General features: G+C 56.8%; 15 protein-coding genes and 1 tRNA gene. 9 read left to right on the top strand and 7 right to left on the bottom strand.

Features of this window, described 5'->3' with window-relative positions; all coding sequences use genetic code 11:
• Window positions 1–114: 114 nt before the first annotated feature.
• The 3 genes from zapG to degS all read left to right on the top strand — a co-directional run bounded on the left by zapG (window position 115) and on the right by degS (window position 3,171).
• Entirely contained in the window at window positions 115–525 is a 411-nt protein-coding gene (zapG, locus tag SB719_RS13270; RefSeq protein WP_065650303.1) for a Z-ring associated protein ZapG, read from the top strand.
• Between the two features lie 109 nt (window positions 526–634).
• Complete coding sequence (gene degQ, locus SB719_RS13275; RefSeq protein WP_293004926.1) at window positions 635–2,005, top strand: serine endoprotease DegQ; 1,371 nt, start codon at window positions 635–637, stop codon at window positions 2,003–2,005.
• Window positions 2,006–2,091: 86 nt separating this feature from the next.
• Window positions 2,092–3,171 (top strand): outer membrane-stress sensor serine endopeptidase DegS, encoded by a 1,080-nt coding sequence (gene degS / locus SB719_RS13280; RefSeq protein ID WP_065650305.1) that lies wholly within the window; start codon window positions 2,092–2,094, stop codon window positions 3,169–3,171.
• A gap of 39 nt (window positions 3,172–3,210) precedes the next feature.
• Here the strand turns inward: degS and epmA are convergent, their stop codons facing one another.
• From epmA to efp, 3 genes are all read right to left on the bottom strand, one after another.
• Complete coding sequence (gene epmA, locus SB719_RS13285; protein WP_304235767.1) at window positions 3,211–4,188, bottom strand: elongation factor P--(R)-beta-lysine ligase; 978 nt, start codon at window positions 4,186–4,188, stop codon at window positions 3,211–3,213.
• A gap of 136 nt (window positions 4,189–4,324) precedes the next feature.
• Window positions 4,325–4,459 (bottom strand): entericidin A/B family lipoprotein, encoded by a 135-nt coding sequence (locus SB719_RS13290; RefSeq protein WP_039382142.1) that lies wholly within the window; start codon window positions 4,457–4,459, stop codon window positions 4,325–4,327.
• Window positions 4,460–4,622: 163 nt separating this feature from the next.
• Window positions 4,623–5,189 (bottom strand): elongation factor P, encoded by a 567-nt coding sequence (gene efp / locus SB719_RS13295; RefSeq protein ID WP_039382139.1) that lies wholly within the window; start codon window positions 5,187–5,189, stop codon window positions 4,623–4,625.
• Window positions 5,190–5,229: 40 nt separating this feature from the next.
• On the opposite strand from efp, the gene epmB reads away from it, so the two are divergent.
• On the top strand, window positions 5,230–6,258 hold the full coding sequence (gene epmB / locus SB719_RS13300; RefSeq protein ID WP_293004928.1) for an EF-P beta-lysylation protein EpmB: 1,029 nt from the start codon (window positions 5,230–5,232) through the stop codon (window positions 6,256–6,258).
• A 93-nt stretch (window positions 6,259–6,351) separates the two neighbouring features.
• Here the strand turns inward: epmB and SB719_RS13305 are convergent, their stop codons facing one another.
• The 4 genes from SB719_RS13305 to SB719_RS13320 all read right to left on the bottom strand — a co-directional run bounded on the left by SB719_RS13305 (window position 6,352) and on the right by SB719_RS13320 (window position 9,534).
• Window positions 6,352–6,699, bottom strand: a complete 348-nt coding sequence (locus SB719_RS13305) for a DUF4156 domain-containing protein (protein WP_039385686.1) — start codon at window positions 6,697–6,699, stop codon at window positions 6,352–6,354.
• A gap of 198 nt (window positions 6,700–6,897) precedes the next feature.
• On the bottom strand, window positions 6,898–8,547 hold the full coding sequence (groL, locus tag SB719_RS13310) for a chaperonin GroEL (RefSeq protein WP_065650308.1): 1,650 nt from the start codon (window positions 8,545–8,547) through the stop codon (window positions 6,898–6,900).
• Between the two features lie 46 nt (window positions 8,548–8,593).
• A complete protein-coding gene (locus SB719_RS13315; RefSeq protein ID WP_039382130.1) occupies window positions 8,594–8,887 on the bottom strand; it encodes a co-chaperone GroES in 294 nt (97 codons plus the stop codon).
• A 194-nt stretch (window positions 8,888–9,081) separates the two neighbouring features.
• Entirely contained in the window at window positions 9,082–9,534 is a 453-nt protein-coding gene (locus SB719_RS13320; protein ID WP_065650309.1) for an FxsA family protein, read from the bottom strand.
• Window positions 9,535–9,910: 376 nt separating this feature from the next.
• Here SB719_RS13320 and aspA point away from each other — a divergent pair, with 376 nt between their 5' ends.
• The 5 genes from aspA to SB719_RS13345 all read left to right on the top strand — a co-directional run bounded on the left by aspA (window position 9,911) and on the right by SB719_RS13345 (window position 15,360).
• Window positions 9,911–11,347, top strand: a complete 1,437-nt coding sequence (aspA, locus tag SB719_RS13325) for an aspartate ammonia-lyase (RefSeq protein WP_065650517.1) — start codon at window positions 9,911–9,913, stop codon at window positions 11,345–11,347.
• A 115-nt stretch (window positions 11,348–11,462) separates the two neighbouring features.
• Window positions 11,463–12,764, top strand: a complete 1,302-nt coding sequence (locus tag SB719_RS13330; RefSeq protein ID WP_292975890.1) for an anaerobic C4-dicarboxylate transporter — start codon at window positions 11,463–11,465, stop codon at window positions 12,762–12,764.
• Window positions 12,765–12,846: 82 nt separating this feature from the next.
• Complete coding sequence (locus tag SB719_RS13335) at window positions 12,847–14,535, top strand: protein-disulfide reductase DsbD (RefSeq protein ID WP_304235761.1); 1,689 nt, start codon at window positions 12,847–12,849, stop codon at window positions 14,533–14,535.
• A gap of 64 nt (window positions 14,536–14,599) precedes the next feature.
• Complete coding sequence (gene dicD / locus SB719_RS13340; protein ID WP_314688806.1) at window positions 14,600–15,178, top strand: division control transcriptional repressor DicD; 579 nt, start codon at window positions 14,600–14,602, stop codon at window positions 15,176–15,178.
• 106 nt (window positions 15,179–15,284) lie between these two features.
• Window positions 15,285–15,360 (top strand) — tRNA-Phe (locus SB719_RS13345).
• Window positions 15,361–15,480 lie beyond the last annotated feature (120 nt).

Consider the following 15,480-nt stretch of genomic DNA (forward strand, 5'->3'; position numbering starts at 1 on the left):
ACAGTCCGATAGTTCCACTTCCTGCAGATTAACGGGTATAGTGACTCATAGTGAAACTGAAGTTGAAGTTGAAGCAATGCCCTACGAAGCAACGGAAATTACACGGGAGTTATTATGACCTGGGAATACGGGCTGATTGGTTTAGTGATTGGCATTATTGTCGGCGCAGTCGCTATGCGTTTTGGCAACAAAAAACTGCGGGAACAGCGCAGCATGCAGTATGAGCTGGAAAAATCAAAGGCTGAGCTGGCGGATTATCGCGAAGAGCTCACCAACCACTTTGCCCAGAGCGCAGAGCTGCTGGATAATATGGCGCGCGACTATCGCCAGCTGTATCAGCATATGGCGAAAGGATCTAACGATCTGCTGCCTAATCTGCCGGGCGAAAAAAATCCGTTTGCCTATCAGCTGACGGAAGCGGAAGCAGATAACGATCAGGCGCCGGTTCAGATCCCGCGCGACTACTCTGAAGGTGCCTCCGGATTACTGCGCGGCAGCGAGCGCAACACGCCAACCCGCAATTAATCTTTTCAGGGCACCGCCTCATGCGGTGCCCTTTTTGTTTCGAACACTTGCAGTAAACGATTGTCACACTTCCTGTACTCCCCTATTCGCAGCGAGAGCCTGATAACCCATGAAAAAACAAACAAAACTATTAAGCGCACTGGCCCTGAGTATCAGCATGAGCCTGGCCGCAACGCCAGGGGCGATGGCCACGCTTCCGGCGCAGATTCAGGGCCAGGCACTGCCGAGCCTTGCCCCGATGCTGGAGAAAGTACTGCCGGCGGTGGTCAGCGTGCATGTAGAGGGCAGCGACAGTGGCCAGCAGGCGCAGGAGATCCCGGAACCGCTGAAGCGCTTTTTCGGCCAGGCACCCGGCCAGTCGCAGCCTCAGCCGTTTGAAGGTCTGGGTTCAGGTGTCATTATTGATGCGGCAAAAGGCTACATTCTGACGAATAACCACGTCGTGAACGGCGCGGATAAAATCAGCGTCCAGCTCAGCGACGGCAATGAATATGATGCCAAACTGATTGGTCATGATGAACAGACAGATATCGCTCTGATTCAGGTCGAAGGGGCTAAAAACCTGACGCAGGTGAAAATCGCAGATTCCGATGCGCTGAAAGTCGGCGACTTTGCGGTGGCCATCGGTAACCCGTTTGGTCTGGGTCAGACGGCCACCTCCGGGATCATCTCTGCACTCGGCCGCAGCGGCCTTAATCTTGAAGGTCTCGAAAACTTTATCCAGACTGATGCGGCAATCAACCGCGGCAACTCCGGTGGCGCGCTGGTTAACCTGAACGGCGAACTGATCGGTATCAACACCGCGATTCTGGCATCAAGCGGCGGGAATATTGGCATCGGCTTCGCCATCCCCAGTGATATGGCGATCAACCTGGCGCAGCAGCTGATTCAGTTCGGCGAAGTGAAGCGCGGCCAGCTGGGGATCAAAGGCACAGAGATGACGGCGGATATTGCGAAAGCGTTCAACGTTGACGCACAGCGCGGCGCATTTGTCTCTGAGGTATTGCCAAAATCCGCCGCAGAGAAAGCGGGGATAAAGTCGGGCGATATCATCACCTCTATCAACGACAAGCCGATCGCCAGCTTCGCCGAGCTGCGCGTTAAAGTAGGCACCACCCCGCCAGGCCAGCAGGTGAAACTCGGCCTGCTGCGCGACGGTAAGCCGGTCAGCGTGACCGTTACGCTGGAGCAGAGCGCGCAGAGCACCGCCAGTGCGCAGCTGATGTCTCCTGCCCTGCAGGGCGCGCAGCTGAGCGACGGCAACACCAAAACAGGCGATAAAGGCGTTAAAGTCGACACCATCGAAAAAGGCACGCCCGCTGAGCAGGTCGGCCTGCAGAAAGATGATGTGATTATTGGTGTGAACCGTACCCGGGTACAGAGCCTCGCCGAGATGCGTAAAGTGCTGGAGGGCAAACCGCCGGTGCTGGCGCTGAATGTTGTGCGCGGCGACGAGAGTATCTATCTGCTGCTGAGATAATCCCACCGACAGGCGGACAAGCAGGTGTGTGTCCGCCTTTCTCATGTTATTCTGCCCTGCGATCTCACCTGGCTTGAAATAACACCATGTTTCTTAAACTTTTGCGTGCAGTGGTGATGGGCCTGATCGTAGCAGGCTTGCTGCTTGTTGCGATTCCGGCGCTGCGTATGGGCAGTGACGTCACTTTTGATCATGAAAGCAGCGCTGACGAAACCCCTTTCAGTTTTAACCCGGGGGTGCGCCGCGCCGTGCCCGCCGTAGTCAATGTCTACAACCGCAGCGCCCACGGTAATAATAATCGCGGCATCACCACTCTGGGTTCGGGTGTGATCATGAACGCGAAAGGGTACATCCTGACCAACAAGCACGTTATCAATAACGCCGATCAGATCATCGTGGCGCTGCAGGATGGCCGCTTTTTTGAGGCGACCCTGGTAGGCTCCGATGCTATGACCGATTTAGCCGTGCTCAAAATCAGCGCATCAGGCCTGCCGGTTATCCCCATTAATGCCGCGCGGATAGCACACATTGGTGACGTCGTGATGGCGATTGGCAACCCCTATAATCTCGGGCAGACGGTCACACAGGGCATTATCAGCGCGACCGGACGCATCGGGCTGAGCTCCTCCGGCCGGCAAAATTTCCTGCAGACCGATGCCTCAATTAATCAGGGCAACTCGGGCGGCGCCCTGATCAACTCGCTCGGCGAGCTGATGGGTATCAACACGCTGACGTTTGATAAAAGCAACGACGGAGAAACACCGGAAGGTATCGGCTTCGCGATCCCTACCGCGCTGGCCGCAAAAATCATGGATAAGCTGATCCGCGACGGCCGGGTGATCCGCGGCTATATCGGTATCACCGGACGTGAACTGCCGCCGCTGCACGGTCAGGGCAGCAATCTCGATCGCGTACAGGGAATAATTGTTAACAGCGTAGCGCCGGGCGGTCCGGCAGACAGCGCCGGGATCCAGGCCAACGATGTGCTGCTGCAGGTCAATGGCAAGCCTGCCCTTTCCGCGCAGGAGACGATGGATCAGGTGGCAGAAATCCGCCCCGGTTCAGTGATTGATGTGCAGATCCTGCGTAATGAGCAGAAAATGACGCTGCCGGTCACGATTCAGGAGTTTCCGGAAGCTGCCGCGCCCGTGACCACCGCCCAGTAAGCCGCGGCGCCATCAGGCGCCGCGCTTAACCTGACGTTCTCAGCTTCTGTCGACCGGAAACGCGATCACGTCGCTCAGCGCACTGGCTTTCAGCGCCAGCATAATCAGACGATCTACGCCCAGCGCCACGCCGGAACAGGCTGGCATACCGTGCGCCAGCGCATCCAGCAGATAGTGGTCAATCGGATGCTGCGGCAGTCCGCGTGCCGCGCGACGGCGGTTATCCTGTTCAAAACGCTGACGCTGCTCGCGGCTGTCGGTCAGCTCGCGAAACCCGTTCGCCAGCTCAACCCCTTTGTAATAAACCTCAAAGCGTTCAGCAACGCGATGATCTTCGGTACTGATCTCCGCCAGCGCAGCCTGGCTTGCCGGGAAGTGGTAGACAAAGCAGGGTTTGTCATTGCCAATTTTGGGCTCCACGCCCAGCATAAACAGCAGCTGCAGCAGCGTATCACGGTCATCTTCACGCTGCGCCAGCTCTCCCTCGCCAAGCTTTGTCGCGGCTTCGCGCAGCTGCGTTTTATCCGCAGAGAGCGGATCAACCTCCAGATGACGGATAAACGCCTGCTGATAGGAGAGGGATTCTGCGCTGTCACACTCCAGCACCTGCTGCAGCAGATCGTCCACCTCGTTCATCAGACGATACATATCGTAGTGCGGGCGGTACCACTCCAGCATAGTGAATTCAGGATTGTGATGGCGCCCCGCTTCTTCATTGCGGAAGCAGCGCCCCATCTGATAAATCGGCCCGCTGCCGGCGGCCAGCAGCCGTTTCATATGATATTCCGGGCTGGTCATCAGCCAGAGATCGCGACCTTCGCTGGCGCCAGGTCCGACAAAACGCGTCTGAAACGGCACCAGGTGAATATCTGTGATGGTGGCCTGGCTCATTGCCGGGGTATCCACTTCCAGCACGCCGCGATCGGCAAAGAAACGCCTGATTTCCGCCAGAATCGCGGCGCGTTTCAACAAATTGGCAATGGGTGCGCTCGGCTGCCAGCTTGCCGTTTCGCTCATGGTGATGACTCCTCATACGAATAAGGGGTGGAAGTCTACCCGGAACAGAAGCTGCAAACAACGAGGCGTAGCGGAAGAGGATCCGGCAGGTCAGGCGAGAAGAAGAGCGGTGCGAAGGCTTTCGCACCGGCAGATTTTACTGGGTGCTGCGCTGAATTGCCTGACCACCCGCTTCAACATCCTCACCAACGCCGCGCGTGGTGTTACAGCCGCTCAGTACTGAAGAGAGCACCAGCACAGAGAAAATTGCGACAATACTTTTCTTAAACATAGCCATATCCTTGTTGGTTGCAGTAAAAGTACAGCTTTTAAAGCATAGCCTGCTTCTGCAGCCCTGGTAGCTGTGCCCCGGAAAAATTCACGCCGGCATCGCGTTTCGCGGCCATAAAAAAAGGCGCATCACTGATGCGCCTGATTGAGTGCTGATGTCGTGCTTATTTTACGCGGGAAACGTATTCACCCGAGCGGGTGTCAACTTTCACCACTTCGCCAATCTGAACGAAGAGTGGCACTTTGATCACTGCGCCGGTAGAGAGGGTCGCTGGCTTGCCGCCGGTACCTGCGGTATCGCCTTTCAGGCCCGGATCGGTTTCAGTGATTTCTGCTTCGATGAAGTTTGGCGGCTGAACGGCAATCGGTTTATCGTTCCACAGGGTTACGATACACTCTGCGTTGTCCTGCAGCCACTTGGTCACGTCATCCAGTACTTTGGCTTCAACCTGGTACTGTTCAAACGACTCAGGGTGCATGAAGTAGAAGAAGTCACCGTCGTTGTAAGAGTACTGCAGCGTCATATCACGAACGTCTGCGCCTTCGGCAGAGTCGGTAGATTTGAAGGTCTTCTCAACGCGAGAACCGGTCAGCAGACGACGCATTTTAACGCGTGCGAAAGCCTGGCCTTTACCCGGTTTTACGAATTCACTGGATTCGATGGCATACGGTTCGCCTTCGAACATGATTTTAAGACCGGAACGAAAATCGTTGCTAAGATAAGTCGCCATAAAGGCCCTCTGTAGATATTAACTGGTAATAGCCAAAAAAATGGCACACATTGTAACCCTAAATTCCCCTGTCAGAGAAGATTGGTTGCAGCAACTTGCTGATGTTGTCACCGATCCTGCTGAATTACTGCAACTTTTAGGCCTCGAACAGCATCCGGAACTGGCTGCCGGCCACGCTGCACGCCAGCTTTTTGCCCTGCGCGTGCCGCGCGCCTTCATTCAGCGCATGCGCCACGGCGATGCCGGCGATCCTCTGCTGCTGCAGGTGCTGACCAGCCGCCAGGAATTTACCGATGCGCCGGGCTACACTACCGATCCGCTGGATGAACAGAGCAGCGTGGTGCCGGGCCTGCTGCATAAGTATAAAAACCGCGCGCTGCTGCTGGTCAAAGGGGGATGTGCGGTTAACTGCCGCTACTGCTTCCGCCGTCACTTCCCTTATCAGGATAATCAGGGCAACAAGCGTAACTGGCAGGCAGCGATTGACTATATTGCTGCACACCCGGAGCTGGATGAAATTATTTTTTCCGGCGGCGATCCGCTGATGGCTAAAGATCATGAGCTGGCCTGGCTGATTGCGGCGCTGGAGCAGATCCCGCACCTGAAGCGCCTGCGCATTCACAGCCGCCTGCCGGTGGTGATCCCGGCACGCATTACGGAAACGCTGTGTCAGCTGCTGGCTGACACCCGCCTGCAGGTGCTGCTGGTAAGCCATATCAATCACGCGCAGGAGATTGATGATGCGCTGCGCGCGCGCCTGCAGCTGCTAAAGCGCTCGGGCGTAACGCTGCTGAATCAAAGCGTGCTGCTGCGCGGCGTCAATGATAATGCGGATACGCTGGCTGAACTGAGCAACGCGCTGTTTGATGCCGGCATTCTGCCCTACTATCTGCACGTGCTCGACAAAGTTCAGGGCGCTGCCCACTTCTTTGTTTCAGATACGGAAGCGCGCGCGCTGATGCGCCAGCTGCTCAGCCGGGTCTCCGGCTATATGGTCCCCAGACTGGCGCGTGAGATTGGCGGTGAGCCGAGCAAAACGCCGCTGGACCTGCAGCTGCGTCAGGAATAACGTGCCCGGTCAGCTACCGGGGATGGCGATCATGCAGCCACCGAAATCAAAAACAAAAAAAGCCGCATCAGCGGCTTTTTTATCGCGGCGCGTTTACGGACACTTGTAAACCTGGCCGGTCATTTTGCTGTCGAGCGGCGCGAACGCAGAAAGCAGATTCTGCGTCGGGCTGGTGGCACCATAAATAACGTTGCCGCCCATTTCAGCCGCCCGGTTACGCAGATCGTTGGCAGCCCCGCGTAATGCACTGTTTTCGCCGCCTGCACCGCTCAGCCAGTTGCTCTGTGAGCCGGTGACGTTGCCCAGAAGCTGACATTGACTTGCTGGCTGCTCATCGACAAACGTGACACGTTCGCCAGCGGCGCTCAGCTGATTTGAGCTGCTGCAACCCGCCAGCAGCATGATGCCCGCTGCCAGTCCGGGCAAGAGGTTAATCCGCATTGTAATCCCCATTTTATTATCATCAGTGTCGGGCGGCAGCGTAGCAGAAAAGCGCACTTTTTTTCTGAACATTCATTGCCCTGAACCCGCAAAGCCGAAAGATCGCGTCCCTACTTATACCCTGTTCGCCAGCAAAAGAAAAACCCCCGACCGTTTCCGGTCGGGGGTTTCGCAGATAGCTTACGCTGTCGGGAGCAATTACATCATGCCGCCCATACCGCCCATGCCACCCATACCGCCTGCGCCCGCGCCTAAATCAGGTGCGTCGCCTTTAGGCAGATCGGTAACCATGCACTCGGTGGTGATCATCAGACCTGCCACAGAGGCCGCGTACTGCAGCGCAGAACGGGTTACTTTGGTCGGGTCCAGGATACCGAAGTCGATCATGTTGCCGTACTCTTCGGTCTGCGCGTTGTAACCGTAGTTACCGTCGCCTGCTTTCACGTTGTTTGCTACAACAGAAGGCTCTTCACCGGCGTTGGACACGATCTGACGCAGTGGAGATTCCATTGCGCGCAGCGCAACTTTGATACCCACGTTCTGATCTTCGTTCTGACCACGCAGATCGGTCAGCTGAGCAGCAACGCGTACCAGCGCGACGCCGCCGCCTGCTACCACGCCTTCTTCTACCGCAGCACGGGTAGCGTGCAGGGCATCTTCAACGCGGGCTTTCTTCTCTTTCATTTCCACTTCAGTAGCGGCGCCTACTTTCAGTACGGCTACGCCGCCTGCCAGTTTCGCTACGCGCTCCTGCAGCTTCTCTTTATCGTAATCAGAGGTCGCTTCTTCGATCTGCTGACGGATCTGCGATACGCGGCCAGAGATAGCACCCTGATCGCCCACGCCATCGATGATGGTGGTGGTATCTTTGTTGATCACGACACGCTTCGCCTGACCCAGATCTTCCAGCGTGGATTTCTCCAGCTCCATACCGATCTCTTCAGAGATCACGGTACCGCCGGTCAGGATAGCGATATCCTGCAGCATCGCTTTACGACGGTCGCCAAAGCCTGGTGCTTTAACCGCAGCCACTTTCACGATACCGCGCATGGTGTTCACCACCAGCGTTGCCAGTGCTTCACCTTCCACATCTTCCGCGATGATCAGCAGTGGTTTGCCCGCTTTTGCAACGGCTTCCAGTACTGGCAGCATTTCACGGATGTTGGAGATTTTTTTGTCAGCCAGCAGAATGAACGGGCTTTCCAGCTCAACTGCGCCGGTTTCTGGCTTGTTGATGAAGTAAGGAGAGAGGTAGCCGCGATCGAACTGCATACCTTCAACCACGTCCAGCTCGTCCTGCAGGCCGGTGCCTTCTTCAACGGTGATCACGCCTTCTTTACCCACTTTTTCCATCGCCTGGGCGATCAGGGTGCCGACGCTCTCATCGGAGTTAGCAGAAATGGTACCTACCTGCGCGATTGCGCGGGTATCCTGGCAAGGTACAGACAGCGCTTTCAGCTGCTCAACAGCAGCGATAACGGCTTTGTCGATACCGCGCTTCAGATCCATCGGGTTCATGCCGGCCGCAACGGCTTTCAGGCCTTCGTTAACGATAGACTGTGCCAGTACGGTTGCGGTGGTGGTGCCGTCGCCTGCTGCATCGTTTGCTTTAGAGGCGACTTCTTTCACCATCTGTGCGCCCATGTTTTCGAACTTGTCTTCCAGCTCGATTTCACGCGCAACAGACACACCATCTTTAGTGATGGTCGGTGCACCAAAAGATTTATCCAGAACCACGTTACGGCCTTTCGGGCCCAGGGTAACTTTTACTGCATCTGCCAGTACGTTCACGCCACGCAGCATTTTTACGCGTGCGTCATTACCGAATTTTACGTCTTTAGCTGCCATTTCAAATATCCCTTAAATTCGTTTCGTTCAGTGAATTACGCGTAAATTACGCTTCGACAATCGCCAGGATGTCGCTTTCAGAGATGATCAGAACTTCTTCGTTGTCGATTTTCTCGGTTTTTGCACCGTAGCCTTCGCTGAAAATCACCAGATCACCCACTTTCACGTCCAGCGGCTTAATCTCGCCGTTGTCCAGGATGCGGCCATTGCCAACAGCCAGAACTTCACCACGGGTTGATTTGCCTGCTGCAGAGCCGGTCAGAACGATACCGCCTGCTGATTTAGCTTCAACTTCTTTACGCTTGACGATAACGCGATCGTGCAACGGACGAATTTTCATTTGATAGCTCTCCTTTGAGAAGTCCAATCATTCATTTTTGGGTTGAACGCCGGGCTTGAGGGTTCCGGCCTCGTGCAGGAAGAGATAGGGGGCAGACAGGGGACTTTCAAGGGCAAAAAAATAAAAAATTTTTGTTTGTGCTACAGATGCTTAAAAAGAATACAAATAAGGCGGCTTCCGCCGCCTCGCTTGTTTCAGCGATCTTTATCGTGACCGATGCGATCCTGATCTTTACGCTCAAATTCACCATCCATCGTTACACCGCTGTCTGGTCCCTGCCCCGGACCGCGCCAGACGCGCAGATGCGGCATCAGCCTCAGCGTCAGGAGCTTTTGCACCGGCGGCAGCAGCAGCAGCAGGCCGAGAAAATCGGTAAAAAAGCCGGGCAGCAGCAGCAGCACACCGGCGATGATCAGCGAAACGCTTTTGATCATCTCTGCCGCCGGGCTTTCATTACGCGCCAGCTTCTCCTGCATCAGCATAAAGTTTTTCATGCCCTGATTTTTCACCAGCGACACACCGATACAGGAGGTGAAAATCACCAGCAGCATCGTCATCAGCACGCCCAGCGCATGAGCGACCTGGATAAACAGCGTGATCTCAATCCACGCCAGGGCAAAAAAGAGTAAAAACGGTAACCAGCGCACCGGTGTCTCCTGTGAGTTGGGCCACCTCGCGATAAGCCAGGCGGCAGAAACAGAGCGATCGTGACGATCATAGGTTCAGAGATGGGCACCTGCGCGGTGAATTTCAACCGTACCGGCCAAATATTTCCTTTTGACATAAAAGTGAGAGATACATCACATATCGTTGTTACCACTCGCCGGGCAAATGTCCGTAAAGTGATCTGTGTACGAGCATTTCTGTCGTGACAGAATATGATCGTGCCCGCCAGCCCGAAGATGGATAAAATGTCGGCACTGGTATTCCACGACAATATAATTGCTTCACCTGCGTGTTATTCGCTCTCCATCCATGCCGGATGCGTGGCGGTATCAGAGCAGCAATAATAAGAAGGTAATCATGGCGAACAACATTCGTATCGAAGAAGACCTGTTAGGCATGCGTGAAGTGCCGGCGGATGCTTACTACGGTGTTCATACTCTGCGTGCGATTGAAAATTTCTATATCAGTAGCAGTAAAATCAGCGACATTCCTGAGTTTGTCCGTGGCATGGTGATGGTTAAAAAAGCAGCCGCGCTGGCCAACAAAGAGCTGCAGACGATCCCACGCAACATTGCGAATACCATTATTCAGGCCTGCGATGAGGTGCTGAACAACGGCAAATGCATGGATCAGTTTCCGGTGGATGTTTACCAGGGCGGCGCCGGCACCTCGGTGAACATGAACACCAACGAAGTGCTGGCGAATATCGGTCTGGAACTGATGGGCCACCAGAAAGGTGAGTATCAGTACCTCAACCCCAACGACCACGTTAACAAATGCCAGTCAACCAATGATGCCTATCCGACCGGCTTCCGAATCGCGGTTTACGCCTCTATTCTCAAGCTGCTGGATGCGATTGCGCAACTGAGCGAAGGCTTCCAGCGCAAGGCCGTGGAGTTTGAAAACATCCTGAAAATGGGGCGCACCCAGCTGCAGGATGCGGTGCCGATGTCGCTCGGCCAGGAATTCCACGCGTTTAACGTGCTGCTGAACGAAGAGACCCGCAGTATTCTGCGCACCGCCGAGCTGCTGCTGGAAGTGAACCTTGGCGCAACTGCAATCGGTACCCGCCTTAACACGCCGGATGGCTATCAGCAGCTGGCCGTGCAGCGTCTGGCAGAAGTCAGCAATCTGCCGGTGGTGCCGGCGGAAGATCTGATTGAAGCAACGTCCGACTGCGGCGCCTACGTCATGGTGCATTCAGCGCTGAAGCGTCTGGCGGTGAAGCTGTCAAAAATCTGCAACGACCTGCGCCTGCTCTCCTCCGGCCCGCGCGCGGGTCTGAACGAAATTAACCTGCCGGAACTGCAGGCGGGCTCCTCGATCATGCCAGCCAAAGTGAATCCGGTAGTGCCGGAAGTGGTCAATCAGGTCTGCTTTAAAGTTATCGGCAACGATACCACGGTAACCATGGCGTCTGAAGCGGGTCAGCTGCAGCTCAACGTGATGGAACCGGTAATTGGCCAGGCGCTGTTTGAATCCGTCAGCATCCTGACCAACGCCTGCTATAACCTGCTGGAAAAATGCGTTAACGGCATCACAGCGAATAAAGCGGTCTGCGAAGCCTACGTGTTCAACTCTATCGGTATTGTCACCTACCTCAATCCTTATATCGGCCACCACAACGGCGATATCGTGGGTAAAGTCTGTGCCGAAACCGGTAAGAGCGTGCGTGAAGTGGTGCTGGAGCGCGGCCTGCTGACCGAGGCGGAGCTGGATGACATCTTCTCCGTTCAGAACCTGATGCATCCGACCTACAAAGCCAAACGTTATACCGACGAAAACGAACAGTAACCTGTTTCCGATCATGTCGTCCCGGGCACGCCTGTATACAATACGGCGTGCTTTTTTTATATGTGGCGACTACAACATTCAGGGGGCACGTTCTGCAGCCTGAGGAGAGAAACGGATGATAGCAGTGGAATTGGCAGTGGTATTGCTGGCGATCTGGCTCGGTGCCCGTCTGGGCGGTATCGGTATCGGCTTTGCCGGCGGCCTGGGAGTGCTGGTGCTGACGCTGGTTTGCGGTATGAAGCCGGGCGCGATCCCGTTTGATGTGATCGAAATCATCATGGCTGTTATCGCGGCGATTGCTGCCATGCAGGTTGCAGGCGGCATGGATTACCTGGTCGGTCTCGCGGAAAAGCTGCTGCGCCGCCATCCGCGCTATGTGACTTTTCTTGCGCCGCTGGTCACTTACCTGATGACGCTGCTGGCCGGCACCGGCCATACCGCGTTCTCCACGCTGCCGGTTATCGCTGAAGTTGCCAAAGAGCAGGGCGTCAGGCCATCGCGCCCGCTCTCTATCGCGGTGGTGGCCTCTCAGATTGCGATCACCGCCTCTCCGCTCTCTGCGGCAGTGGTATTTTTTGCCTCCATACTGGAACCCCGCGGCGTCAGCTATCTGGCGCTGCTGGGCGTGGCGCTGCCCTCAACCATGGCGGCAATCTTCTGCGCCGCGGTGATCACCAACTTTCTCGGTACAGAGCTGAAGGATGATGCTGTCTATCAGACGCGGCTTGCCAGAGGCGATGTCACGCTGCGCGGTAAAAAAGTCTCTGCAACCCGTCCCGGCGCGCGGCGCGCCGTGCTGCTGTTTCTGACCGGCATTGCAGCAGTGGTGCTCTATGCCACCGCCATCAGCGACAGCGTGGGCCTGATCGCCAGCCCGGTGCTGCCGCGTAACGAAGCGATCGTGGTGTTTATGCTCACGGTCGCGACGCTGATCTGCCTCACCTGCCGCGTGGACAGCAGTGAGATCCTCAGCGCCAGTACGTTTAAGTCGGGCATGAGCGCCTGTATCTGCGTCATGGGCGTGGCGTGGCTGGGTGACACCTTTGTCAAAGCGCATCTGAGTGAGATTCAGAGCCTGGCCGGCGACATGCTGCAGCGCTATCCCTGGATGCTGGCGCTGGTGCTGTTTTTTGCCGCCACCCTGCTCTATTCGCAGGCGGCAACCACCAAAGCGCTGATGCCGGCAGCGCTGATGCTCGGCGTCTCGCCGCTTGCGGCAGTGGCCTCGTTTGCTGCGGTATCAGCACTCTTTGTCCTGCCCACTTATCCGACGCTGCTGGCGGCGGTAGAAATGGATGACACCGGTTCGACGCGAATCGGTAAGTTTGTCTTTAACCACTCCTTTATCATTCCGGGCGTACTGGCCATCGCCTTCTCGGTTGCGTTTGGCTTTCTGTTTGGCAGTCTGATCCTCTGACGCCGTTACATTGTGAAATCCTGTGCCGAAGCGGGCGTGTTATGCTCACCGCTTCTGCACTACCGGAGTTGATTAATCTGTTATGGCTGCATCTCTTTCCCGCCTGCTGACGCTCTGCCTGACGTTACTGCTGTGCCTGTCGGCTCAGGCCGATCTCTTTGCGCCAAAATCCACCAGCCGCTTTGTGCCGGTTGATCAGGCTTTTCAGTTTGATTTTTCTCAGCGGGGCTCAACGCTGACGCTGAACTGGCAGGTCAGGCCCGGCTACTATCTCTATCGTCAGCAGATCAAGATCGCGGCTCAGCACGCGCAGCTGGCTCCGCTGACGCTGCCGCCCGGCGAAGCGCATGAAGATGAGTTTTACGGCAAAAGCGAGATTTATCGCCAGGCCGTGACGCTGCCGGTCACGCTGCAGCGGGCAGATGCGGGTGCCACGCTGACGGTAACGTATCAGGGCTGTGCCGCAGCCGGCTTCTGCTACCCGCCGGAGAGCCATACCGTTCCGCTGAGCGCCGTCAGCGGCGGCAGCGTGCCGGTTACTGAGCCGCCCGCCGCCGCCGCGCCGTTGCCCTTCTCTCCGCTCTGGGCGCTGCTGATCGGGATCGGTGTTGCCTTTACCCCCTGCGTCCTGCCGATGTACCCGCTGATCTCCGGTATCATCCTTGGCGGCGCACGACGCTACACTACCGGCCGCCTGCTGGCGCTGGCGCTGGTCTATGTGCAGGGCATGGCGCTGACCTATACGCTTTTAGGCGTTGTGGTCGCCGCTGCCGGGCTGCGCTTTCAGGCGGCGCTGCAGCATCCGTACGTCCTGGCGGGTCTGTCGCTGCTGTTTATTCTGCTGGCGCTATCAATGTTTGGCCTGTTTTCCCTGCAGCTGCCCGCCAGCCTGCAGACGCGGCTCGCGCACTGGAGCAATCAGCAGCGCGGCGGCTCGCTGCCCGGCGTGTTTATCATGGGTGCGCTGGCCGGACTCATCTGCTCCCCCTGCACCACTGCGCCGCTCAGCGCAATCCTGCTGTATATCGCCCAGAGCGGAAATTTGTGGGCCGGTGCCGGTACGCTGTGGCTCTACGCCGTGGGAATGGGGCTGCCGCTGATCGCCGTGACGCTTTACGGGCATCGTCTGCTGCCCAAAAGCGGCCCGTGGATGCAGACGGTGAAAGAGGGCTTCGGGTTTGTCATTCTGGCGCTGCCGGTATTTCTGCTGGAGCGTATTCTCGGTGATACCTGGGGCCTGCGGCTCTGGAGCCTGCTGGGCGTGGCGTTTTTCGTCTGGGCATTTATTCACAGCATGCATGCGCGCGGCAAGTGGCGCGTTGTGCCGGTGGTGATGTTAGGGGCAGCGTTGATCATGGCGCGGCCGCTGCAGGAGTGGGCATTTGGCGCCGCGGCAAGTCAGAGCATGGCCCATCTGCCGTTTAAGCGCATCAGCAGCAGCGCGGAGCTTGAGCAGGCGCTGCAGCAGGCGCAGGGGCGCATCACCATGCTCGATCTCTACGCCGACTGGTGTGTCGCCTGTAAAGAGTTTGAGAAGTATACCTTCAGCGATCCCGCGGTCGGTAGCGCACTCGCTGACGTGCAGCTGCTGCAGGCGGATGTCACTGCGAACAGCGCGCAGGATAACGCCCTGCTGAAGCAGCTGCAGGTGCCGGGATTACCGACCCTTCTGTTTTTTGACGCGCAGGGCCGCGAGATCCCGGGCTCGCGCATCAGCGGCTTTCTGCGTGCGGCAGCGTTTCGCGCGCATTTGCAGAATCTGCCGCGTTAAACGACACTGGTTCAGCCACCGCCCGCTCATCGACGAGCGGGCCGATATTCCAGAGGAGAGTCATGTGCAACGCGAACAAATTCTGGAGCATGCGCTGAATGTGCTCGAACAACATGGTCTGGCGGCCACCCTGTCGCTGCCACAGCTGGCAGGTGAAACCGGACTCAGCACCGAACAGCTGACCCGCTACTGGCCCGACTGCGATGCGCTGCTCTATGACGCACTGCGCTATCACGGTCAGCAGATCGACAGCTGGCGACGTCAGGTGCAGCTGGATGAGCGGCTCAGCCCCGCGCAAAAGCTGATGGCGCGCTATGACGTGCTGGCAGAGTATGTCAGCAAAGGCCGTTTTCCCGGCTGCCTGTTTATTGCTGCCTGCAGCTTCTATCCGCAGCCTGATCAGCCGGTGCACCAGCTGGCAGAGCAGCAGAAACGCCACTCGTGGCAGTTTACCCATGAGATACTGGTTGAGCTGGCGCTGGATAATCCCGCAATGGTGGCTGACCAGATGGAACTGATCCTTGAAGGCTGCCTGAGCAAACTGCTGGTGAAACGCCACGTACAGGATGTGGCAACCGCCCGGCGGCTGGCGGAAGATGTCTTTAGTATTGCGCTCTGTCGTCAGAACGGCGCGCTGGCCTGAAAACCGGCTGACATGCCTGAAAAGCAGGCAGTCAGTCACGGATAGCGCGCTTTTTTGCTAAAACCCGTTGACGATATGCGGCCATTAAGGTTTAATGCGCCCCGTTGCCCGAATAGCTCAGTCGGTAGAGCAGCGGATTGAAAATCCGCGTGTCCCTGGTTCGATTCCGGGTTCGGGCACCAAAATTCAGAAAACCCAGCCTTATGGCTGGGTTTTTGCTTTTCTGCATTGTTCATTCCGCTTTGCCTGCACTTCCTGCGCACCGTGCCCGGTGCCGTCCTGATGGTTTTACATCAGTAAAA

It is taken from the genome of Pantoea sp. SIMBA_079 (assembly GCF_046940275.1).
Taxonomy (GTDB): Bacteria; Pseudomonadota; Gammaproteobacteria; order Enterobacterales; family Enterobacteriaceae; genus Pantoea; species Pantoea borealis.

What these genes read in the sequence shown, in the direction of transcription:
- SB719_RS13335 (WP_304235761.1), top strand. Translation starts at nt 12,847, where the DNA reads ATGGCTGCATCTCTTTCCCGCCTGCTGACGCTCTGCCTGACGTTACTG.
- zapG (WP_065650303.1), top strand. Translation starts at nt 115, where the DNA reads ATGACCTGGGAATACGGGCTGATTGGTTTAGTGATTGGCATTATTGTC.
- epmB (WP_293004928.1), top strand. Translation starts at nt 5,230, where the DNA reads ATGGCACACATTGTAACCCTAAATTCCCCTGTCAGAGAAGATTGGTTG.
- degQ (WP_293004926.1), top strand. Translation starts at nt 635, where the DNA reads ATGAAAAAACAAACAAAACTATTAAGCGCACTGGCCCTGAGTATCAGC.
- efp (WP_039382139.1), bottom strand. Translation starts at nt 5,189, where the DNA reads ATGGCGACTTATCTTAGCAACGATTTTCGTTCCGGTCTTAAAATCATG.
- SB719_RS13305 (WP_039385686.1), bottom strand. Translation starts at nt 6,699, where the DNA reads ATGCGGATTAACCTCTTGCCCGGACTGGCAGCGGGCATCATGCTGCTG.
- aspA (WP_065650517.1), top strand. Translation starts at nt 9,911, where the DNA reads ATGGCGAACAACATTCGTATCGAAGAAGACCTGTTAGGCATGCGTGAA.
- epmA (WP_304235767.1), bottom strand. Translation starts at nt 4,188, where the DNA reads ATGAGCGAAACGGCAAGCTGGCAGCCGAGCGCACCCATTGCCAATTTG.
- SB719_RS13315 (WP_039382130.1), bottom strand. Translation starts at nt 8,887, where the DNA reads ATGAAAATTCGTCCGTTGCACGATCGCGTTATCGTCAAGCGTAAAGAA.
- SB719_RS13330 (WP_292975890.1), top strand. Translation starts at nt 11,463, where the DNA reads ATGATAGCAGTGGAATTGGCAGTGGTATTGCTGGCGATCTGGCTCGGT.
- degS (WP_065650305.1), top strand. Translation starts at nt 2,092, where the DNA reads ATGTTTCTTAAACTTTTGCGTGCAGTGGTGATGGGCCTGATCGTAGCA.
- groL (WP_065650308.1), bottom strand. Translation starts at nt 8,547, where the DNA reads ATGGCAGCTAAAGACGTAAAATTCGGTAATGACGCACGCGTAAAAATG.
- SB719_RS13290 (WP_039382142.1), bottom strand. Translation starts at nt 4,459, where the DNA reads ATGTTTAAGAAAAGTATTGTCGCAATTTTCTCTGTGCTGGTGCTCTCT.